The sequence below is a fragment of the Agrobacterium vitis genome (genome assembly GCF_013337045.2).
In the GTDB taxonomy this organism is placed as follows: domain Bacteria; phylum Pseudomonadota; class Alphaproteobacteria; order Rhizobiales; family Rhizobiaceae; genus Allorhizobium; species Allorhizobium vitis_B.
The window spans coordinates 315557-332497 of the sequence record NZ_CP118260.1 but is presented as its reverse complement, the minus strand read 5'-3'; the positions used below and the strand labels follow the sequence as shown (position 1 = coordinate 332497).

At 57.5% G+C, this 16941-nt stretch carries 15 protein-coding genes; 3 read left to right on the top strand and 12 right to left on the bottom strand.

Annotation, left to right across the window (positions count from 1 at the left end; all coding sequences use genetic code 11):
• Nucleotides 1-99: 99 nt before the first annotated feature.
• From G6L01_RS19390 to G6L01_RS19355, 8 genes are all read right to left on the bottom strand, one after another.
• Nucleotides 100-1608, bottom strand: coding sequence for an ABC transporter substrate-binding protein (locus tag G6L01_RS19390; RefSeq protein ID WP_070165209.1), 1509 nt, complete (start codon nt 1606-1608; stop codon nt 100-102).
• A gap of 51 nt (nt 1609-1659) precedes the next feature.
• A complete protein-coding gene (locus tag G6L01_RS19385; RefSeq protein WP_070165208.1) occupies nt 1660-2376 on the bottom strand; it encodes a FadR/GntR family transcriptional regulator in 717 nt (238 codons plus the stop codon).
• A 116-nt stretch (nt 2377-2492) separates the two neighbouring features.
• Nucleotides 2493-3638 carry a M24 family metallopeptidase gene (locus G6L01_RS19380; RefSeq protein WP_070165207.1) on the bottom strand — a complete coding sequence of 382 codons (1146 nt, stop codon included), beginning with the start codon at nt 3636-3638 and terminating at the stop codon, nt 2493-2495.
• A 21-nt stretch (nt 3639-3659) separates the two neighbouring features.
• Complete coding sequence (locus tag G6L01_RS19375) at nt 3660-4634, bottom strand: ABC transporter ATP-binding protein (RefSeq protein ID WP_012653733.1); 975 nt, start codon at nt 4632-4634, stop codon at nt 3660-3662.
• The gene (locus tag G6L01_RS19370; RefSeq protein ID WP_234891880.1) at nt 4631-5647 is read right to left on the bottom strand and encodes an ABC transporter ATP-binding protein; all 1017 of its coding nucleotides are present in this window, start codon (nt 5645-5647) and stop codon (nt 4631-4633) included. Before G6L01_RS19370 ends, G6L01_RS19375 begins: the two co-directional genes overlap by 4 nt.
• Before the next feature lie 7 nt (nt 5648-5654).
• Nucleotides 5655-6608 (bottom strand): ABC transporter permease, encoded by a 954-nt coding sequence (locus tag G6L01_RS19365; protein WP_081344082.1) that lies wholly within the window; start codon nt 6606-6608, stop codon nt 5655-5657.
• A gap of 8 nt (nt 6609-6616) precedes the next feature.
• Complete coding sequence (locus G6L01_RS19360) at nt 6617-7696, bottom strand: ABC transporter permease (protein WP_070165205.1); 1080 nt, start codon at nt 7694-7696, stop codon at nt 6617-6619.
• 328 nt (nt 7697-8024) lie between these two features.
• A complete protein-coding gene (locus G6L01_RS19355; RefSeq protein ID WP_070165204.1) occupies nt 8025-9644 on the bottom strand; it encodes an ABC transporter substrate-binding protein in 1620 nt (539 codons plus the stop codon).
• A 230-nt stretch (nt 9645-9874) separates the two neighbouring features.
• Between G6L01_RS19355 and G6L01_RS19350 the strand changes: the two genes are divergently transcribed.
• The 3 genes from G6L01_RS19350 to G6L01_RS19340 are packed head-to-tail and all read left to right on the top strand — an operon-like array spanning nt 9875 to nt 13222.
• Nucleotides 9875-10603, top strand: coding sequence for a FadR/GntR family transcriptional regulator (locus G6L01_RS19350; RefSeq protein ID WP_070165644.1), 729 nt, complete (start codon nt 9875-9877; stop codon nt 10601-10603).
• Nucleotides 10600-11772 carry a PLP-dependent transferase gene (locus G6L01_RS19345; protein ID WP_070165203.1) on the top strand — a complete coding sequence of 391 codons (1173 nt, stop codon included), beginning with the start codon at nt 10600-10602 and terminating at the stop codon, nt 11770-11772. The genes G6L01_RS19350 and G6L01_RS19345 overlap by 4 nt, the downstream gene beginning before the upstream one ends.
• Nucleotides 11773-11815: 43 nt before the next feature.
• A complete protein-coding gene (locus tag G6L01_RS19340) occupies nt 11816-13222 on the top strand; it encodes a M20/M25/M40 family metallo-hydrolase (RefSeq protein ID WP_070165202.1) in 1407 nt (468 codons plus the stop codon).
• Here the strand turns inward: G6L01_RS19340 and G6L01_RS19335 are convergent.
• The 4 genes from G6L01_RS19335 to G6L01_RS19320 all read right to left on the bottom strand — a co-directional run bounded on the left by G6L01_RS19335 (nt 13209) and on the right by G6L01_RS19320 (nt 16873).
• Nucleotides 13209-13937 carry an SDR family oxidoreductase gene (locus G6L01_RS19335; RefSeq protein WP_070165201.1) on the bottom strand — a complete coding sequence of 243 codons (729 nt, stop codon included), beginning with the start codon at nt 13935-13937 and terminating at the stop codon, nt 13209-13211. The genes G6L01_RS19340 and G6L01_RS19335 overlap by 14 nt on opposite strands.
• Nucleotides 13938-13977: 40 nt before the next feature.
• Complete coding sequence (locus G6L01_RS19330) at nt 13978-14727, bottom strand: ATP-binding cassette domain-containing protein (protein WP_070165200.1); 750 nt, start codon at nt 14725-14727, stop codon at nt 13978-13980.
• Nucleotides 14717-15763, bottom strand: a complete 1047-nt coding sequence (locus G6L01_RS19325; RefSeq protein ID WP_070165642.1) for an ABC transporter permease subunit — start codon at nt 15761-15763, stop codon at nt 14717-14719. The genes G6L01_RS19330 and G6L01_RS19325 overlap by 11 nt, the downstream gene beginning before the upstream one ends.
• Nucleotides 15764-15883: 120 nt before the next feature.
• Entirely contained in the window at nt 15884-16873 is a 990-nt protein-coding gene (locus G6L01_RS19320) for an ABC transporter substrate-binding protein (protein WP_071205691.1), read from the bottom strand.
• Nucleotides 16874-16941: the final 68 nt, after the last annotated feature.

Here is a 16941-nt window from a genome sequence, read left to right as displayed (position 1 = left end):
ACGGTCTCCGGATGAATGAGACGTTTGTGTCAGGCGGCGGACCTGCCGCCTGACAAAGATCGCTTCCGTGACAGGATCATCAGGGCGACAAGCAAGCGTTCAATTGGCCTTTTGCATGCCCGTCAGCCGGATCATTCCATCCGGTGAAGGCACAAAACCGGTGATCTTCTTGCTGGACGCCCAGAGCCAGGACTGATGACCGAGATAGATGATCGGCAGATCATCGTTCAGGATTTCATCGGCCGCATCGTATTTCTGCTTGCGCACGGCTTCATCGGTGGACTGTCGTGCTTCGTTCAACAGCGTATCGACGGCGGGATTGCAATATTTGGTATCGTTGATGCCACCCTTGCAGGTGACGAACTGATGCAGATTGCCATCCGGGTCCACACGCCCGGACCAATCCGAACGGCTGATCTGGTAATTTCCAGCCGTCTGCTCGTTGAGCATGGTGGCAAATTCCATCGTCTTCAGCGTCACGTCAAAACCAGCCTCAGCGACCATCGATTGCACGACCTGCATCATCTGCAACACCGTCGCGCTGTTGGACACCTGGAGTTCGATCGGCACCCGGTCAAATCCAGCGGCTTTGATCAGGGCTTTTGCCTTTTCGACATCGCGGGCAGGAACCGGAATCCGCTTGTCATACCAGGGGCTGACAGGCGGAAATGGCTGATTGCCCGCCAGAGCCGTCCCCTCGAAGACGATCTGGTTCAGTGCTTCGCGATCGATGGCCAGCGAGAAGGCCTGACGCAGACGCTTGTCCTTGCCAAGCGGGTTATTGGCGCGAGGACCATTGCCGATATTGACATACATCGCCATGTAACCGACGCCGACCGCCTGTTCAAAGTCCAGCTTGCCATCGGACTTGATGGAGGCGGCATCGGTTGGGGCCACCCTCTCGATCATGTCGAGATCGCCGGAGCGCAGATTGGCGAGGCGCACCGTGCTATCGACAATCGGCAGATAGGTGAGCTTGTTGATGAAAATCTGATCCTTGTTCCAGTAATCAGCAAATTTCTCCAGCACGATCCGGTCCTGCTGCACCCGCTCGACAAATTTGAACGGACCGGCGCAGACCGGATGGCTGCCGAAATTAGCGCCCAATTCCTTGGCGGCCTTGGGCGAGACGATCATCCCGGCCCGGTCGGACAATTGCGCCAGCAGGGTCGAATCCGGCGCCTTGAGCGTGAATTTCACCGTATCACTGCCGATAGCCTCGACCTTTTCAACGGAGGCAAGCTCGCTCTTGCGCCGCGATTCCGGCATGGTCATGTTGCGCTGGATGGTGGCGACAACCGCTTCGGCATTGAAGGGTGTTTCGTCGTGAAATTTCACGCCCTGGCGCAAAGTCATGGTCAAAACCTTGCCACCCTCGCTCCAGGCCCAGCCGGTGGCAAGCTGCGGGATGATCTTCAGGTCGGGCGACACATCGACCAGTTTATCGCACATCGCCGTATAGACGATGCGCCCCACGAACGTGCGCGACTGCGCCGGATCGAGAACGTCAGGGTCTTCCGACAAGCCGATCTTCAGGTCTGCGGCCATCACAGGTGCGGCAAAAGCGGCGGTGACAAGCAGCGCGGTCAAAACTCTGTTCAGTTTCATGCCATTCCCCTCATTGTTGTTTTTATGCTGATGATAGGCAGTTCTTGGCCGTCATGCCTCTGCGAGGTGGACGGCGGTATCGATTGAGGTAATGCGGATCAGGCTCTCTTGCAGGGTGAGAAGGTGGGTCCGCATGGCTTCGCCCGCGCCGATCGGGTCGCGCGATGCAATCCGATCGATAATGGCGAGATGCTGGCCATGGGTGACAGGGCGGGTTTGGGCAAAAGCCCGTGCCTGTTCACGAATATTTTGCCAGGCCGGGTCCTGCCGCGTCCGGTTCATCACATCGAACAGCGCCAGGAAAAGGCTGTTGCCAGCGCATTGGGCAATCTTTCGATGCAGCGCCCCATCCCAAAGCTCACGCCCATCGGCATCCTTGCTGGCGCCGATCTTTCCCACCAGATCATACATGGCCTGCACATCCGCGGCATTGGCCCGCAAGGCCGCCAACTGCGCCAGTTGCGGTTCAAGCCGCAGGCGCACTTCCATGACTTCCAAAGGATCGGTTCCGGCAACCAGGGCGCCGACATAATCATCGAATGCGTCGGGGCGTGCGCCAGCAAACGTACCAGACCCCTGCCGCCGCCAGATAAGCCCTTCTGCTTCCAGAACCTCCAGGGCCCGGCGAACGGAACGGCGGCCAAGGCAAAGTTCCTCGCAGAGTGACCGCTCTGTCGGCAGTTTTTCCCCTGCACTGAACCGGCCGGAGCTCAGCAGTTCACGCAATTTGTTCAGGGCGAGATTGGAATTGTCGTGATCGTCAATCATGCATTGGTTCGAACCAATTGATAATTGGTTCATACTCAGACGAACGAAGAGATGAGTCAATCCGACTCTGCATATTTTTTCATGCTGCTTTTATTTTAGGCAAACAGATGCTGCCCTTATCCCGAGAAAGGCTCCGTCGGCCCCTTGGCGGGTTGGGTAAACCAGTTCGGTCCATCCGAGGTCATGTAAATAATGTCTTCCAGACGCAGGCCGAATTGTCCGGGCAGCACGATCATCGGCTCGCAGGAAAAGCACATTCCCGCGTCAAGACGAACAGTGTTGCCGCGCACGATATAGGGCTCCTCATGCCCCTCAAGGCCAAGACCATGACCGGCGCGATGAGGCAGTCCGGGTAGCTGGTAATCCGGGCCGAGGCCGTGGCGGGTCAGCACGTCGCGGGCCGCATCATCCAGGCTACCACAGGTCGCGCCAATCCGGGCCGCATCAAAAACCGCCTGCTGGGCCGCCCGCTCGATCTCCCAAATGCGGGCAAACTCGGCGGTTGGCTCCTCCAACATATAGGTGCGGGTGATGTCGGAGTTATAGCCATCAATGCGGCAGCCGGTATCGACCAGCACCACGTCGCCCGGCTGGTAATATTGCTCGCCATCGGCCCCATGCGGCAGGGACGTGGTCTCGCCAAAGGAAACGATACAGAAGGTGGAGCCGTTGCTGGCGCCTAGGCGTCGGTGTTCGTCGTCAATGAAGCGCACGACCTCCGAAGCGGCAATGCCGGGGCAGATCATGGCATGCGCTTTGCGCTGCACATCCAGTGTCAGGTTCATCGCATATTGGATGATGGCGATTTCAGTGGCGGATTTTCGCAGGCGCTGACCGCGCAGCAGCGGTCCCCCATCAATCAGCCGATCTGCTGCTATTTCACCCTTTAGGGCATTGTAGACGAAAAGCGGTACGGAATCGTCGACGGCAAGCGTGCCACCGTGTGGCAGGAAGGACGCGACAAGGGCGGCGCTGCTTTCATCTTCTTCCCAGACCCTGATATCGCCCGGAAGATGCGGCAATGTCTCCACCCGGCTGCGCTCAAAGCCCGGCACCACATAAACGAGATCCGATGCCGTAATCACCGCACCCACAAGCCGTTCGCTGCCATGCCAGACCAGCCCGGTGAAATAGCGCAGGCTCTCGGTGGAGCCGATCAGCACCGCGCCGACATCCTTTTCCGCCATGGTTTTTCGAAGGGTTTCTAACCGGAGAACCCGCTCTTCCATGGAGATTTTCGGCGGAAATGCGCTTAATGACATGGTCTGTTTCCCTGGTAAAATTCAAGCCCGGCCTTCTTCAACGGCATGACAGGCCACCTGGACGGTATCGGTCATGGTCATCAGCGGCATTTCCGCCTTGCAGCGGTCATTGGCCAGCGTGCAGCGCGGATGGAAGGGACAGCCCGTGGGTGGATTGAGCGGAGACGGCATTTCGCCGACGAGCTTGATCCGCTCGCCGCGCCGGTCGGGATCGGCAATCAACGTCGCCGAAAGAAGGGCCTTGGTATAGGGATGGCGTGGATTGGTAAACAGCGCTTCCACCGGACCAAGTTCCACCGCATGGCCGAGATACATCACCACCACATCATCGGCGATGTGGCGCACCACGGCCAGATTGTGGGAAATGAACATCATGGTCAGGTTGAGCTGGGTTTTAAGCCGCTTCAAGAGGTTCAGGATTTGCGCCTGCACCGAAACGTCGAGCGCCGAGGTTGGCTCATCACAGACCAGAAATTCCGGCTGGAGAATGAGGGCGCGGGCAATGCCGATGCGCTGGCGCTGGCCGCCGGAGAACTCATGCGGATAGCGGTCTGCGGCTTGCGGTGGCAAGCCCACCAGTTCCAGCATGTCGGCAACGGCCTTTCGACGGCTGGCCTTGTCGCCGATGCCATGGATGACCAGGCCTTCGGCAATGGAATCGCCAATCGGCAGCCGTGGATCCAGCGAGGAATAGGGGTCTTGAAAGACAATCTGGATGCGGCGGCTGGAGGCAAAATCAACACCCATGCCGGGTCCGGCAATCTGCTTGTCATCAAAGATGATTTCGCCTGCGGTCGGCGCAAAAAGACCCACCACGATGCGGGCCAGTGTGGATTTTCCGCAGCCGCTTTCACCGACCACACCCAGCGTGCGCCCGCGCTCGATGGTGAGGCTCACATCATTGACGGCGTTGACATAGCCTTTCACCCGCTGGAACGCCCCGCCAGTCACGGCGAAGGCCATTTTGATGCCGTTCATTTCGATCAGGGCGCTCATGCGGGCTGAACCTCTTGTTCACCGGCAAGATTGGCCGGTTCGGTCAGCCAGCATCGACAGTGATGGGCCTTGTGGATTTCGGTCAGCGCCGGAACAGCGGTCAGACAGCGCGGTTCATTAGCCTCGCGCCGGGCTGTGCAGCGCGGCGCGAACAGACAGCCGTGGGGCAGATGGGTCAATTGCGGCACGCGACCATCGATGACTTCGAGCATGTCAGGGGATTCGCCCAGCACCGGCACCGAGCGCAGCAAGGCTTGCGTGTAGGGATGCTTGGGCGATTTGAACAGGGTTCTCACATCGGCAAGCTCTACCACTTGGCCCGCATACATCACCGCGACATGGTCGGCCATTTCCGCGACCACGCCAAGATCATGGGTAATGAGGATGATGGCAGTGCCGAAATCACGCTGCAAATCGCGCATCAAATCCAGAATTTGCGCCTGAATGGTAACATCCAGCGCCGTTGTTGGCTCATCGGCGATCAGCACTTCCGGCTGGCAGGCCAGCGCCATGGCAATCATCACCCGCTGCGCCATGCCGCCGGACATTTCATGCGGATAGGCCTTCATGCGACGTTGGGGATCGGGAATGCCGACGGCTTTCAGCATGGCGATTGCCGCCACTTCCGCCTCCTGCTTGCCCATGTTTTTGTGCAGGCGGTAAGCCTCGGCAATCTGCCGCCCCACGGTGTGGACCGGATTGAGCGAGGAAGACGGGTCTTGGAAAATCATCGAAATCCGGTTGCCGCGCACTTTGCTGAGGTCCATCGGTGACATTGTCCGCAGATCGGCCCCATCCAGCAGCACTTCGCCACCGATGATTTTGCCGGGATAAGGCACCAGCCCCATGATGCTGAGCGAGGTGATGGATTTGCCGCAGCCGCTTTCGCCAACAATGCAGAGCGTTTCTCCGGCCTTAAGCGACAGCGAGACCTTATCGACGGCGCGGGCGGTGCCGGATCGGGTTTGGAAATGGGTGGTGAGATCGCGGATCTCCAGAATAGGCCGGGTCATGCTGTCCTCACGTATGGAGCCGCGGATCGAGGGCATCACGCAGCCCGTCTCCGAGAAGGTTGAAGCCAAGCACGGTCAGCATGATGGCAAGGCCGGGAAAGAACACCAGATGCGGCGCGGAAAAGATCTCGTTGCGGGCGGCCCCCAGCATCGTCCCCCATTCCGGCGTCGGCGGCTGTGCGCCAAGGCCAAGGAAGCTGAGACCAGCGGCATCGAGAATGGCGGTGGCCACCCCAAGTGTTGCCAGCACCACAATCGGCGTGATGGCATTGGGCAGCACGCGGCGAAACAGGATGCGCCATTTGCTGCCACCCAGCACCCGCGTGGCCGCGACAAAATCAAAGGTTTTCACCGAGAGCACGCTGGCGCGGGTGACGCGGGCATAGGCGGGAACCGAGACGATGGAGATGGCCAGCAATGCATTGCGAATGCCCGGCCCCAGAACCGCAACGATGGCAATGGCCAGCAGCAGCGACGGAAAGCCGAGGATCACATCCATGATCCGCATGATGATATTGTCCACCCAGCCCCGGAAATACCCGGCAATCGCCCCCAGCAGCACGCCGAAGAACAGCGCGCAGGTAACGGTGGTGAGGCCAATGACCAGACTGACGCGCGTACCATACAGGATACGCGAGAAGGAATCGCGGGCATTGCCATCGATACCCATGATGTGCTGCGGACGGCTGGCGTCACATCCAAGCAGATGCACGCAAGGCGGCTCGCGGCGCTTGACCTGCTCGACCCCGATCAACACCTGATCGGGATCATAAGGGGCAAGCACCGGTGCAAAAATGGCAATCAGGATCAGCATGCCAATGATGAACAACCCGACCTGCCCGGAACGCAGCCTGAGCAGCCGTCCCCAGGTTCTCCGCCACTGGGCGACCGGTTCACCAATCAGGCCATCTTCAAGAATGGCCTCTGCTGCACTGGCCGATACACTATTCAAGCGCGTCATGAACTGTCCTATTGTGGGCGAATGCGGGGATCGAGATAGGTGTAGGAAAGGTCCACCAGCAGGTTGATGGCCACGTAGGACACGGCAATCATCACCGTGAAGGCCTGTACGACAGGATAGTCGCGCGCAAAAATCGCCTCCACCAGCATACGCCCCACGCCGGACAGGCCAAAAACGGTTTCAGTCAACACAGCACCACTGAGCAGGGCGCCCATTTGCAAGCCCAGAATGGTGACAACCGGCAACAAAGCATTGCCCAGCGCATGTTCGCTGACCACGCGTTTCTCCGGCACGCCCTTGGCCCGGGCGGTGCGGACATAATCACGCCCCAGCACATCCAGCAGCGAGGAGCGGGTCATGCGGGCAATCACCGCCATCGGAATGGTGGAGAGCGCGATGACCGGCAAGATCATATGGCGTATGGCATCCCAGAACACCGTCCAATTGCCAGTGATCAAGGCGTTCAGAATATAAAAATTGGAGAAGAATTCGAGCACCTTGCTCCAGCCGCTCTCCGCCGCCAATTGCCAGTGCCAGACCTCGTAAAAGGGAATGGAATTGACCCCGGCGGAAAGCCGTCCGGATGGCGGCAGCCAGAAGGGCGTGCCGCGCAGCATCACCCCAAACAGATAAGCCAACATCAACCCCAGCCAGAACACCGGCATGGAAATCCCGGCATTGGCAACGATCATCGTGCCGACATCGGCTGCGGAATTATGGCGACGGGCGGCAATAACGCCGAGCCCGACACCGATGATGGTTGCGGTGATCAGAGCCAGGACCGCAAGCTCGGCGGTCATCGGCAGGCGCTCGATAATGATCTGCGTCACGGGCCGCGAGAAGCGCACCGATGTCCCGAAATCACCTCGCAGCATATCCCCCATATAAATGAAAAACTGCGTCGGCAGCGGCTTGTCGAAGCCGTAGCGGGTGATGAAACCGGCGCAGGTCTCTGCTGTGGCCTTCTCTCCCAGCATGGCCTTGCAGGGATCTCCAGGGATCAGCCGAGCGAGCGCGAAAGTCACGATCAGGATGCCAAGAATCACCGGGATGGAAATCAGCAGGCGTTTGGCTGCATATCCAAGCATTGCAGGTCCTCATTACCAGATTTTACAGCGCCGTTTGGTTTGTCAGATGTCACCGATAGGCGACTGCGCCAGGACACCCCCTCTGCCCTGCCGGGCATCTCCCCCTCAAGGGGGGAGATCACCTTGGAGTTTACCCTTCGCTCGAAATCTCACGCATCAAAGTTTGCTGCGTGTTCGAGGAAATGGATGATCTAACTCACTCTGATCTCCCCCCTTGAGGGGGAGATGGCTGGCAAGCCAGAGGGAGGTAGCCACATATAAAAACGATCTCGTCAGACAGGACGGGCCAGACATTTGCGCCTAGCCCGAAGCGTCGAAATCCTCACGATTACTTCTTGGCGTTCATCAATCCGCCCCAGAGGGAGGAGAAATAATCGAAGGAACCGGTATTGCCGACATGGGCCGGATTGGATGCATCGAGGCCAGCAGCCCAGGAAACGACAACGTCATTGGCGTTGAAGGCAGAGCCGTCGGTAAATTTCACGCCTTCCTGCAAATGGCAGATCCAGACAGTGGAGTCGGCATTGGCGTCGCAGCTTTTTGCAAGACCTGGAAGGATATCGCCGCTATCCTTGGCATAGTTCAGCAGCGTTTCAGTGATCGGTGTGCAGGCATTCAGCGTTTCGCCATCGGTTTCGTCACCGCAATAGAGGCTGATCGGCTCGGCATTCTGCATGAAGACCAACGTATCCTTCCCTGGAATCTCATCCTGCAACAGCGGCGAGCCGAAGGGGCGGACGATGGCATTCTTCAAGGTCGCACGCGCTGCATAGGCAGCGGCACCATGGACAATCGGCACCATCGGCACATGCTGGCGAATGGCATCGTTGACGGCCGCATAGATCGGTTCGGCCTGCTTGGTATCGGCAATCGTTCCGCCTTTGGTCAACCCCTCGGTAATTTCCGGGAAGGTGGTGCCGAACATTTTCGACGTCTTGCCGAAGTGATAATCGAGGAAGTTGGTGACATGCGGATAGTCCGCGCCCCAGCCCAGCAGATAGAGCCCATCGATCCGGCCTGCCGAGGTATCGTCAATGAACTTGCCCGATTCAATCGGAACCACTTCTGCATCGATGCCGAGATTTTTCTTCAGCTGGGTCTGGAATTCGACAGCCACGACACTTGGTTCCGGCAGGTAAGCGCGGAACACATCGCGGTAGTAGATCTTGGTCTTAAAGCCATTCGGGAACCCGGCATCGGCCAATAGCTTCTTGGCGGCGCTGGCATCGAACCCGTACCAATCCTTACCGGCGCAGCCATTGGGCAGCGAACAGGGGGTGAAATGGCTGGCGACGACCGAACCCTTTGGATAGAAATTATCGACGATGCGCTGGCGGTCGATGCCCATGGCAATGGCTTGGCGCACCTTCTCATTCTCGAAGGGCTTGGCGGTATTGACCATGCCGAGATAGAGAATATTCGGGCTTTCCTGCGGCAGGAATTGCAGGTCTGGATCGTTCTTGACGCTGTCGAAATCATCCGGGCTGATATTGGTGATTTCATCGACGGTGCCGGAGCGCAATTCATTCAGGCGACCCGCGCCGGACTGGTTCCAGCGAAACACCAGCTTGTCGAAAGCTGGCTTGGCGCCCCAATAATTCTCGTTGCGGGTCATGGTGATGGAATCACCGCGATTCCAGCTTTCCAGTTTGAAAGGACCGGTGCCGATCGGATTTTCGAGCAGCTTTTTCTTCGGTCCAGCCTCTTCGATATGCTTGGCCGGCTGGATGCCGAAGGGCACGAAGGCTGCCTTGGCTTTGAAGGCCGGATCAGGCGAGCACATGGAGAAGGTCACCGTGTGCTCGTCGGTCGCAACGATTGATTTGATCTTGCCACCATAGTTGCAATCGGGCGCCACAAGGCTCTTGCCTTCAAAAGCAACAGCCGGGCTGGTGAGCAAAGCAGCAACCGACACGGCCACAGCTCCGCCGAATAGACGAAATTTCATGCCTTTAATCCCCAGTTTGTTTGTTCGCGCCTTTGCGGCACCCTCATTTTTTATGTGTGCGGATAAATTATTGTTTTCATTTCTTCCACCGTATCCGCGACGATGAAATTCAGTTTTTGGAGTAGACCAAATGCCTCGTTGGTCGCCTTGACATTGTTCCTGGGCGGCATACTGCTAAGATGTCAGACCAATTGTCAAGCGGTCGGCAGGAGGAAGAAATCTCAATGACAATGCGCACCGGAAACGCGCTGAACGACACCCAACATATCGCCGCGCTGCCACCGCTGGACCGTGTCCAGCAGGTGAGTGGGGCCATGGTTGGCTATATCAACAAGGCCGGTCTCAAGCGTGGAGATCGCCTGCCGACGGAACGCGAATTGATGAACGCGCTCGGTGTTGGCCGTTCAACAGTGCGTGAAGTGATCGGGAGGTTTCAGGCTTTGGGCGTGGTGGAGACCCGAAAAGGCAGTGGGACCTATCTTTTGCAGCCCGTGAGTGCTGCCACGGTCCACATGCCATTGATGCTGGAGACGGTGAATTTACGCGATGCTCTTTTGCAAACGCTGGAAGTGCGTCGCGGTATTGAAGTCGAAGCCGGAGCCTTGGCTGCCATGCGCCGAACGGCAGACGATCTGCGCATCATCGAGGAAAAGCTCGATGAAATGGAGCGGGTACATCTTGCCAAGGGTACATCCGGCAAGGAAGATCTGGCCTTTCATGTGGCGATCTACGATGCCACCCATAACCCGCTGTTCAAACAGCTTCTGGAGCAGATGCGCGAAGCCTTCGAGCGCTTCTGGCATAAGCCTTTCGACAGGCCGGATTTTGCCCGCCGCTCCTTTCCCTATCATCGCACCTTGTTCAGCGCGATAGCCGATCAGGATAGTGAAGCGGCCCGCCGTGAAACCCTCAAAATTCTTGCCGTGGTGGAAGAAGACATCAAGGAAATGTCCAAATGAGCGACGCTCTCGATTATCTGCAACAGGCATCGCTGATTACGGCGCATGATGAGGCCAATGCTTATGATGCGGTGGTGCCGCCGATTGTGCAGACCTCGCTGTTCACCTTCAGCGATTATGACGAGATGGTCGCGACCTATCGCGGTGAAAAGCTTCGGCCGGTTTATTCACGCGGGCTGAACCCCACCGTGCGGATTTTCGAGGAGATGCTGGCAAAACTGGAAGGTGCGGAAGATGCGCTGGCCTTTGCCAGTGGCATGGCGACGATTTCTTCGACCGTCCTGAGCTTTGTCGAGCCGGGAGATCGGGTCGTTGCCGTTCGCCATCTCTATCCCGATGCCTACAGGTTTTTCGAAACCATGCTGAAACGCATGCGCATCGAGGTCACTTACGTCGATGGCCGCGATGAGGATGCCGTGGCCAAAGCGCTTCCGGGCGCAAAGCTTCTCTATCTCGAAAGCCCCACCAGCTGGGTGATGGACGCCCATGATGTCGGCGCGCTGGCAGCCCTTGCCAAACAGCACGGCGTGTTGTCGGTGATTGACAACAGCTGGGCAAGCCCGGTTTTCCAAAAGCCATTATCGCTCGGCGTCGATCTCGTGCTGCATTCGGCCTCGAAATATCTCGGCGGTCACAGTGACGTTGTCGCCGGTGTGGTGGCTGGCCCCAAGGAACTGATTAATCGTATCCGCAATGAAACGCTGCCTTATCTCGGTGGAAAACTGTCTCCCTTCGATGCCTGGCTGCTGATCCGGGGCATGCGCACATTGCCGATCCGCATGAAAGCGCATGAGGCCTCGGCGCTGGAGATTGCCCATCGCTTGCAGGCGCTCGATATCGTTGAAAGAGTCTGCCATCCGGCGTTGAACAATGGCTTGCCTCCGGGCCTGCATGGCACGTCCGGGCTATTTTCCTTCATCTTCAAGGAAGGCACCCATATTCAAACCTTCTGCGATCATTTGAAACTGTTCAAACTGGGCGTCAGTTGGGGTGGTCATGAAAGCCTTGTCGTCCCCGGCGACGTGGTGGCCAACCAGAAAGCCCCGCCGAGTTTCGCTGATGCCTTTGGCGTTGATCCGCTCTCTGTGCGCCTCCATGTCGGGCTTGAGGGGACCGAGGCACTGTGGAGCGATTTGCAGGCGGCAATGGCGGCGGCTCGAACAGACTGATCTGCTGCAAACATCCATCCTACCACCGACTGGAAATCCACCCATGACCGATATTGAAACCGTCCTCGCCCGCGTTGATGACAATCTGCCCTCCAGTTTGGAAACACTGTTCGATCTGGTGCGCATTCCCTCGATTTCCACCGATCCGGCCTACAGCCCGCATTGCCGCAAGGCTGCGGAATTTCTGGCGGCATATCTGACGGGCATAGGCTTTGCAGCATCCGTGCGCGACACGTCCGGCCATCCGATGGTGGTTGCTCATCATGAGGGACAGGGCGCGGACTGCCCGCATGTGCTGTTCTACGGCCATTACGATGTTCAGCCGGTCGACCCGCTCGCTCTGTGGCAGAACGACCCGTTCGACCCAGCCATTCGTGACGGTTCAACCGGAGAAAAGATCATCACCGGACGCGGCACGTCGGATGACAAGGGGCAGCTGTTGACCTTCGTCGAGGCTTTACGCGCCTTCAAAGACACCAGGGGCGGGCTGCCGTTGCGCGTCACCATTCTCTTCGAAGGCGAGGAAGAATCGGGGTCGCCGTCGCTTCAGCCTTTTCTAGAAGCCAATGCCCAGGAATTGAAGGCCGATTTTGCCATGGTCTGCGACACCGGCATGTGGGACGCGCAAACTCCGGCGATCTGCGCCAGCCTACGCGGTCTGGTTGGCGAGGAAATCACCATCAAGGCCGCCAGCCGCGACTTGCATTCGGGCGGATATGGTGGCGTTGCAGCCAATCCTCTGCATGTGCTGAGCGATGTCATGGCTGGCCTGCATGATGCAACCGGTGCTGTGACGCTGCCCGGCTTTTACGATGGTGTCGAAGAAACACCGCCCGATATCAAGGCTGTCTGGGCGGATCTGGAGAAAACCCAACCCTCATTCCTAACGGATATCGGCCTTTCCGTTCCGTCAGGCGAAAAGGGCCGTAGCGTGCTGGAATTGCTCTGGGCCCGCCCGACCGCCGAGATCAACGGCATGTCCGGCGGCTATACTGGCAAGGGCTTCAAGACCGTGATTGCTGCCGAAGCCATGGCAAAAGTATCCTTCCGTCTGGTGGGAAAGCAGGACCCGCAAAAAATCCGCGATAGTTTTCGCGCCTATGTAACCTCAAAGTTACCCAGGGATTGCCAAGTTGAATTTCAGGCCGAAGGAGCCTCGCCTGCCATTCAATTACCCTATGACTCGCCGATCCTGGACAAGGCCAAGGCTGCTCTTTCACAGGAATGGCCAAAACCCGCCATCGTTGTCGGCGGCGGCGGATCAATCCCGATTGTCGGCAGTTTTCAGTCCATGCTCGGCATGGAATCGCTACTGGTTGGCTTTTCCCTAGACGATGACTGCGTTCACTCACCCAATGAAAAATACAACCTCACCTCTTTTCATAAAGGCATCCGATCCTGGGTGAGGATCTTGCACGGCCTGAGCGATGAGGCGATCAACAGGCTGTAAAGCCACCGTCAATTGGGAGAGAGACACCGGTGATCATTGACGCCTCCTCACTCAACAAGAAGCGGATCGGCTTTGCGATGTCATCGACGGTAGCCCACCGTCCCAACGGCATTTTTTGCAGGAAGGGTTCGCCTATCTCCGGGCGTCCCCAATAAAATGCCGACATCTCCGTCATGACAACGGTGGGATTGACGCTATTGACCCGAATTTTGTATTTGCCAAGTTCAAGCGCACTGACACGGGTGATGCTATCAAGTGCTGCCTTGGAAGACGCATAGGAGACATGGCCCGGCAATGCCGCCAATGCGGCCTGGCTCGAGACATTGACGATCGAGCCACCCTTGCCTTCGTTGATCATCGAGCGCGATGCATATTTCGTCACCAGAAGCGCGCCTCTCACATTGATGGCAATGGCTTTGTCGAAGATCGAGATGTCGGTTTCCTGCGGGGTGGCGATTTCGCCGCCAAAGCCACCACAGTTCACCACGCCCCACAATGGCAAAGCCTCCACAGCCTTGCGAATTTCGTCTTCCGAGGTGAGATCGAAAATCAACGTCTCACAACCGGTTTGCGCGGCCAGCGTGTCAAGCTCGTCTCGCGACCGTCCGGCCGCATAGACCTTGGCCCCGGCTTCTTTCAGCCTCTTCACCGTCGCGCCACCGATTCCACCGCTTGCACCGGTGACGAGGATTGCTTTTCCATCAAGGTCCCACATGAGTATAATCCTGCGTTGATTTGCTTGCTGCCTTTTCGGATTAGCCACCAATCATCAGCTTAACGATTTCGTCGTGGTTGGTATCGGCAATATTGCGCGTTCCCGCGACAATACCCCGTCTCAGGACAACGATACGATCAGATACCGCGAATATGTCCTGGAGGTTATGGGAGATGAAAATAACGCCCCTGCCCTGGGCTTTCAGCGATTTGATCAGGGCAACAACTTTACGCTGTTCCGGCACGCCCAGCGCCGCTGTTGGTTCGTCCATGATCAGGATCTTGGCATTCCAGTAAACGGCCCGACCGATTGCCACCGCCTGGCGCTGCCCGCCTGAAAAGTTGCTGACCGGTGCATCCAATCGCTTCACATGAAAGTCGAGAAGCGCCATGGTATCGGCTGCGGCCTTGGCCATCGCCTTGCGGTCGAGGACGGGAATAAAGCCGAAAGCGCGTTTCATTGGCTCACGGCCAAGAAAAATATTGGCGCCAATGGACAGATTATCGGCGAGCGCCAGATCCTGGTAAATGGTCTCGATCCCTTTTTCGCGCGCATCCTGCGGCGAGGAAAAAGCAACCGGGTGTCCATCGATCAGAATTTCACCCGATGTCGGCGAATAGACACCCGAGATCGCCTTGATCATCGTGGTCTTTCCGGCACCATTGTCTCCGGCCAAAGCCACGACTTCACCGGCACCGACCGTCAGCGAGCAATTATCAAGGGCTTTCACAGCGCCGAAATACCGGGAAAAATTACGAACTTCCAGAAGGGGTGCGACATTACTCAGCATGTTTGACTCCACTGAAGCGGCGTTGCGCCTGATCGATAAGAACGGAAATGATGATAACGACGCCAACGGCAATGAATTGCCAGAATGGCTCAACATTCATGAAGACCAGACCATACTGGATGACCGCAATGACCAGGGCTCCCGCCACCGTTCCGCTGATTGTTCCAGAGCCTCCAAACAGGCTGGCGCCGCCAATCACCACTGCGGCAACACTGTCGAGAAGCAAGGGTTCTCCGGCCTGGGCAGCGCCCGCCGTGAAGCGCGCGGCGTATAATGCGCCGCCAAGGCCTGCACAGACCGAAGACAGGATATAAAGCCGCAAAATATGGCCTTTGATATCGATACCTGCCCGGCGTGATGCCTGGGCATTGGCGCCGATCGCATAATTATGCTGCCCAAATCGCGTCTGGCTGAGAATATAATGCATTACCAGCACGAAAACGGCGGTTACCAGAACGAGATACGGTATGCCCTCTATCCGTCCATTCCCCAGCATGGCGAAGTAGGAGTTCTTGACCGGCACGGTTGTTCCTCCGGCAAGAAGGAAAGCCGCGCCTCTGGCAACACCGAACATGCCGAGCGTGCCGATAAAAGGGGGCACGTTGAGCCTGGAGATCAGCAACCCGTTGATGATGCCTGGAATAGTAGCTGCAAGGATGGCGACGAGGATGCCGCCCACCATCGCAGCTGGCAAAGGCATGAAAACCCCGAAATAATTGGTGGCGTGGGCAGCGACGACCGCCGCAAGCCCCATGATGAAACCCGCAGAAAGATCTATGCCGCCAGAGATAATGACGAAGGTCTGGCCGATTGCCAAAAGAAGAGGCGCAACGGCAAAGACCGCGACAGATTGCCAATTGAAGGGTGAACCAACGAACGTCCCTCCAAAATCTGTCTGCGCCCAAATCTCGAAGATCACAATAAGTGCAGCCAGAAAGACCCACGCCCGCAACTGAGCGATACGCTGCACGATCGTCTTGGTAACGTCGGCGTGGTCGGCCTGGGGAGCGACGGCGCGTGCGTTCTCGGGCGCCATGGTCTGGTGTTCCAGCATGAATTCCATCCTGAGTTCTGGTCAGCTGTCAATGAAGGGATTTGGACGCTTATCCTGGCGTCCGATCAGCCTTGGCTGACGTTTTAACGAGGCCGTGGAGGTCTATTCAGCGTAGATGAACCGAGCGATGGCTGGATCAGTCACGTTGCTCTTGTTGATGACCGTAAAGCCAGTCCCAATCTTGGTTGGGATGGACTGCCCGGTCAGGTGCGCATAGGCGGAGATCACCCCGTAATAGCCGATTTCCGCAGGATGCTGAGCGATTGCAAAATCGATAAGGCCGGATTTCAAATTGTCCACCACCGACCCTGGTGCGTCGAAAGCCACAACCTTGATTGTGCCGGACTGACCAGCCTGCTGGACGCCATTCGCCGATCCAAGCCCGGAAAACAGATTGGCACCAAATACGCCGGCCAAATCTGGATTGCGAGCGTAGACAGCCTGGAGCTGAGAGGCGGCTTTGTTAGCGTCATTGTCATTGAACTGCGTTTCGAGAACCGTGATGCCGGGATGTTTGGCCATCTCGGATTTGAACCCCTGCTCACGCTGGTCCGTCGTCGATACGCCGGGCTTTACGTTGGAGACGTAGACCTTGCCTTTGTCACCAATGGCCGACGCCAAAGAGCGCGCTGCGATTTCGCCGCCCAGAACATTGTCGGATGCGATATAGGACAACGGAAAATCCCCGTCCCCTGCGCCGGTTTGATAGTCACCGGTCCCGATGAATGTATCGACCGTGATCAGCGGAATGCCGACATCCGCAGCTTTTTTGAGAGGCTGCACCAATTGGGTCGTATCGGTGGGAGCGATGAGAATGGCATCCGGCTTTTTCGCAATGACCGCATCAAGGACAGGAACCTGTGTTACCGGGTTGAAATCCGGGGCCCCTTGAAAGATGATCTGCGCGCCAATGGCTGCGGCTGCGGCTTCTGCGCCCTTGTGCATTGTGATATAAAACGCATCGGTCGTTAGACCCGGAATGAGCGCAATTTTGAATTTCTTACTTTCGGCTTGAGCCCGCGTAACCGCCAGAACAGCCGGTGCGGACAAGGCAAGAGCGGTCGCAGATTGAAGAAAATGCCGACGTTCCATGTTTCTCTCCTCCCAAATCGAAACAGTCATCTGTCGTGAATTTAGTACTCAATTCACGACAGCATCAT